The organism is Pontibacterium sp. (assembly GCF_041587635.1).
Taxonomy (GTDB): domain Bacteria; phylum Pseudomonadota; class Gammaproteobacteria; order Pseudomonadales; family Balneatricaceae; genus Pontibacterium.
Genome location: NZ_JBFGYC010000305.1, coordinates 1 through 4902 on the forward strand (window position 1 = coordinate 1; position 4902 = coordinate 4902).

The window sequence follows — 4902 nt, forward strand, 5'->3', positions numbered from 1 at the left end:
CCAATGCAAGGGATAGAAACACAGTATTGCGGGCAGGAACATAGGTGACAGGAACACCATCAACCTCCTCTTCCGGCACATCAATACTATGATCGGTCAACGCTGAGCCACCAAAATCTTCGAGATTAAGGCGAATAACACGATGCTCTTTAACATCCATTTGTACAGCGATCTGGCGTGCAGCATTTAGCTCAGTAAGAGAGCGCTGACCGTAATCAAAGCTAAGAACATAACATTCAAATCCCTGATCTTTAGCCATTGCCAGTGCAGTAGCAGAATCCAATCCACCAGACAGCAGAACAACTGCCTTCTTAACAGCGGTAGTCATTAACAATATTCCAGGAATTACTTGCGCTTGAACTCTTCGACCAGAGGAGCAACGTTGGATTTCGGATGGTTCTTAAGCACGTAATCGAGATACTCTTCCGAACGTACCTGATCACCCAATTCGCTATAGATCACACCCAGCTTAAAGGCGGCATGAGGTGCTTTTGGATGCTCTGGATATTGCCCCAAAACCAATGCAAAGGCTTCTCGCGCCTTTTCAAGCTTTTGCTCCGCATGATGGATTTCACCCATCCAGTAGTACGCGTTAGCTACACGTGCACTATTAGGATAGTCACGCACAAAAGCACTAAACGCCACAACCGCGGCGGGGAAATCGCGAGCACGAACCAAGCCAAAGGCTTCACGATAGGCTTTAGAGTCCGATACGCCATTTTTAACGCTTACGGATGCGGGCTTAACCTGAGGTTTTGAAGAATCCGATTGATCCGATGTCTGAGGAACACTGGATGACTGCACCGTACGATCAGGCTGCTGCGATTGAGCAGATTCTGTCACGTCTGACGATTTTGGATTAGACGCTTTATTCGTTGTAGCTGCCGGAGCCTCTCGACTCATCAGCGAACTGATACGGCGATCAAGATCGCGATAACGATCCAATTGTTGCCGTTCCATCTTCTTCAGACGAAACGCCTGCTGCTCCAGCTCACCGCGCAACGAACGCACCTCATCCTGCAGCTGGTCAATAATCATCAACAACTCAGCATTATTGCGTGCGGCAGTTGACCGCCCGACACCTGAGGAGCTCTGATCAGCCTGGGATGTTTGAATCTCAATAACAGGAGGGGGTGCCGCCATTGCGCCAGCGCTGAAAGTCAGCGCCAGCACAACAGAGGGTAGATAACGGGCTGTGTACATTAGTTGCTAACGTACTTCAGCTCTACGCGACGGTTCTGAGCCCAAGATTCTGAGCTGTGACCCAGCACAGCTGGCTTCTCTTCACCGTAGCTAATAGTTTCGATCTGATCAGAGTTAACACCGTTAACCTGCAGGTAACGCGCTACTGACTGAGCACGACGCTCACCCAGAGCCATGTTGTACTCACGTGTACCACGCTCATCTGCGTGACCTTCCAGACGCACTGACGCGCTTGGAGTGGCTACCAGATAAGCAGCATGCTTCTCTAGCGCATCCAGACCATCCTGTTTTACTACGGACTTATCAAAGTCGAAGTAAAAAACAGTCTGCAGTGCAGCTACAGCGTCCGCTGCTTTCTGTGCAGCCATCTCAGCAGCAGAAACGCCACCGGATACAGCTGCACCCTTGCTATCGGCAGAAGAACCGGAAGTGTCTACCGCACCTGTAGTGCCGGTATCAGTACCACCAGTTGAACTACAACCCGCGACCCATGCCACGGAAAGAGCCAGTGCAACAGCTTTGGCTACATTGGAAGCTTTCATCGAATACTCCTGTAATATCCTTTAATGTCGGCCCTAACCAACACCCTGAATAGTAAAATTAGATTATTCCCAACTGACGCATACGTTAATGGCTGTGCGTACTTATTGCAAGTACGGAGACCACGCTGGTTCACGGACATGTCCCTGTGAATCTGGCAGCAGGAAGCGCACGTTCCCATCCAGCGTAACCCCGCCCAAAACACCACGGGTACCCTTCTGTGTCGCGTACAAAATCATACTGCCATTGGGTGCAATGGTTGGCGACTCATCGAGGAAGGTTTCAGTCAACACTTCAACGCGTGAGGTTTTCAGATCCTGTACCGCGATACGGAACACACCATCATCGCCTCGATGCACCATTGCCAGAAAACGACCATCCTGTGTCAAAGATGCACGTCCGTTGTAATTACCCTCATAGGTCAGCCGTTCAATGTTGCGACTTTTCAGGTGCATCTGATAGATCTGTGGCTGACCTCCACGATCAGAGGTAAAGATCAGAGTGCGGCCATCCGGTGACCAGTTTGGTTCTGTATCAATGCCGTAATGATGGGTCATACGTGTCAATTTGCGCTGCAACAGATCCAGAATATAGATCTCCGGGTTGCCATCTTTTGACAACACCAGCGCCATCTTACTGCCATCAGGCGACCATGCCGGCGCACCATTCAGACCTTTAAAAGACTGCACCTTCTGGCGCTGACCGGTCCTCAGGTCCTGAATATAGATTGCAGGACGACTGCTTTCGAACGAAACATACGCCACGCGACGCGCATCGCGCGACCAGCTTGGAGACATGATCGGCTCTTTTGATTCAAGGATTGTTCTGGGACGCGCGCCGTCCGAATCAGCCATGCGCAACTGGTAGCGGAACGTATCCGCATCTAGCTTATTCGCCGTCACATAAAGGATTCGGGTATAAAACGCACCCTTTAAGCCGGTCAGGTACTCATAGATATTATCAGCAATGACATGAGCGACATCACGCAATCCATTACGACTGCCAATGCGCGCATCACGTAAGATCAACTCTTCCTTGATGACGTCATAAACTTCATATTCCACCCGTACAGCGTTATCTTTTGCCGGACTCATGCGCCCAATCACCAGAAATTCCTGGCCAGCGGTACGCCAGTCACGAAACGCCACTTCGTTCTGGCGGGAGGGATTACTCAGCATATTGTCCTGATCCATCACGGCGAACAAACCACTGCGCGCGAAATCACTACCAATAACGCCGGCAACATCTTCCGACAGGCCATAGCCGCCACTCCACGAAAACGGGACAACCGCGACAGGGGTAGGCTTATCCACCCCCTGAGTCACCTCAATTCTCAACTCCGCTTGCAGAGGCAGCGAAACCAACAAAACAGACAGCACAGCAACGATATATTTATAAAGTCTCACTGCAAGATTCTCCGATCTCTGTACACCAATAACATGGACTAGCCTTCCCGATTACGACACAGAGCTGAGAGCGGAGTTCCGCAAACAGCACCAATACAACACATACATCCAATATTTACCGGCGCAAGTCTTCAGGCCGGAAGACCATGGTGAACTTTCTGTAATAACGATCAAATACAACCGGATCCAGTTTCTGGAGTTCTGGGAAGCTGGAAGCCTTCACCACCGCCCGCACGGCATCCCGATCAAAACGATCATCGCCACTGGACTTACTCACGTAAGCGTCATCAACTTCACCGGACGGCAAAAGATGGATAGATAGCTCAACCACCATGCCATTGCGCGCACTTGGGGAGCGCCTCCAGTAACGGGAGATCTGCTCACGCACATACGCTTCGTAGCTAATAGCGGCCTGACGCCCCTCTTCTGCTGCCAGCTCCGCCTCTTCTTCTTCAAGCGCTGATGCCAAGGCGCTTTGACGAGCCTTTTCTGCGACAGCACGACGACGCTCTTCGGCTTCTGCTTTCTTTCGTTTCTCAGCTGCGAGCTTCTCTTGTGCTTTACGCTTACGTTCCGCCTCAGCCTTCTGACGGGCTTTTTCTTCTGCTGCTTTTTTCTCTGTGAGTTTTTTCTCTGCAGCCTTCTTCGCCGCTAACTCTTTCTTGCGTTTGGCGTCGGCCTTACGCTTTTCATCTGCCGCCTTTTTACGGGCAACTTCCTGCTTACGCTTCTTTTCAGCGGCCGCTTTTTTAGCGACCTCCTGTTTACGTTTCTTTTCAGCCGCCTTTTTACGTGAAATTTCTTGCTGGCGTTTTTTTTCTGCGGCGGCCTTCTTACGTTTTTGTTCTGCTTGGGCTTTCCGCTTTGCCTGATCGTCCGCCCGCTTTTTCGCAGCCGAAGCCTCGCGCTTTCGATCCGCGTTGGTTGTTATCGATTTCAGATCAACGATTTGAGCATTAACGTGCCGCGGCACTCGCTGGATCTCTTTATCTGGCTCAAACCACACATCCGCCAGAATAAAAAACACAACGCCATGCAACAACAAGGCTAGCAGCGCAGGGAATAGATAACTATTGAGCTTCAACTGATCCGCCCTACTCGGTTACCAGACCAACAGTGCCTGCACCCGATTGCTGCAGCAACACCATTAGCTGAACGACAGCGTCGTAGTCTACGTTTTTGTCTCCGCGCACCAACAGCATCTTATCTTCGTTAGCCGCCAGAATTTTTCTCACCCGTTCGGATACGGTTTCTGCATCCAATGGCTCTTCTGGATCACCACCAACGTCAATGAAGTACTCTTGCTGTGCGTTCACCGTGATAATAACGGGCTCTTTGTCCTTATCATCCACAGGTTCCGCCGCAGCTTTTGGCAACTCTACCTGCACACCTTGCGTCAACATTGGCGCCGTAATCATAAAGATCACCAACAGCACCATCATGACGTCGATATAGGGCACCACATTAATTTCAGCGTTTAATTTACGCGTTTTACGATGGCGTCTGATCATAGCAATACCTTATGAGGCACCATGAACACGACGATGCAGCACCGCCGAGAATTCATCAGCAAACGTTTCATAGCTGCTTAATACGCTTTCAGATTTCGCAGAAAAACGGTTATAAGCGATAACGGCTGGAATCGCGGCAAACAGACCAATGGCGGTTGCAACCAACGCCTCAGAGATACCGGGTGCTACCGATGCCAACGTCGCCTGATGAACATTAGCCAAACCACGGAATGAGTTCATGA

Annotated in this window: 7 protein-coding genes; all 7 read right to left on the bottom strand. The window is 50.6% G+C overall.

The features are described from left to right. Positions 1-328 (bottom strand): 7-cyano-7-deazaguanine synthase (locus ABYW01_RS14120; RefSeq protein WP_372833781.1); only part of this gene is annotated, 328 nt, incomplete at its 3' end. Between the two features lie 17 nt (positions 329-345). Continuing rightward, entirely contained in the window at positions 346-1203 is an 858-nt protein-coding gene (gene ybgF / locus ABYW01_RS14125) for a tol-pal system protein YbgF (RefSeq protein WP_372833783.1), read from the bottom strand. Then, positions 1203-1745 (bottom strand): peptidoglycan-associated lipoprotein Pal, encoded by a 543-nt coding sequence (pal, locus tag ABYW01_RS14130; protein ID WP_372833786.1) that lies wholly within the window; start codon positions 1743-1745, stop codon positions 1203-1205. Before pal ends, ybgF begins: the two co-directional genes overlap by 1 nt. A 102-nt stretch (positions 1746-1847) precedes the next feature. Further along, positions 1848-3149: a Tol-Pal system beta propeller repeat protein TolB gene (tolB, locus tag ABYW01_RS14135; protein ID WP_372833788.1), complete on the bottom strand. Its 1302-nt coding sequence runs from the start codon at positions 3147-3149 to the stop codon at positions 1848-1850. Positions 3150-3264: 115 nt separating this feature from the next. After that, positions 3265-4233, bottom strand: coding sequence for a cell envelope integrity protein TolA (gene tolA / locus ABYW01_RS14140; RefSeq protein ID WP_372833789.1), 969 nt, complete (start codon positions 4231-4233; stop codon positions 3265-3267). A 10-nt stretch (positions 4234-4243) separates the two neighbouring features. Beyond that, positions 4244-4660: a protein TolR gene (gene tolR / locus ABYW01_RS14145; protein ID WP_372833791.1), complete on the bottom strand. Its 417-nt coding sequence runs from the start codon at positions 4658-4660 to the stop codon at positions 4244-4246. A 9-nt stretch (positions 4661-4669) separates the two neighbouring features. Continuing rightward, the coding region (locus tag ABYW01_RS14150) for a MotA/TolQ/ExbB proton channel family protein (RefSeq protein ID WP_372833793.1) at positions 4670-4902 on the bottom strand (233 nt) is incomplete at its 5' end.

Bases quoted from the DNA above. Each gene is read 5' to 3' on its own strand.
- ybgF (WP_372833783.1), bottom strand. From the start codon at position 1,203: ATGTACACAGCCCGTTATCTACCCTCTGTTGTGCTGGCGCTGACTTTC.
- pal (WP_372833786.1), bottom strand. From the start codon at position 1,745: ATGAAAGCTTCCAATGTAGCCAAAGCTGTTGCACTGGCTCTTTCCGTG.
- tolR (WP_372833791.1), bottom strand. From the start codon at position 4,660: ATGATCAGACGCCATCGTAAAACGCGTAAATTAAACGCTGAAATTAAT.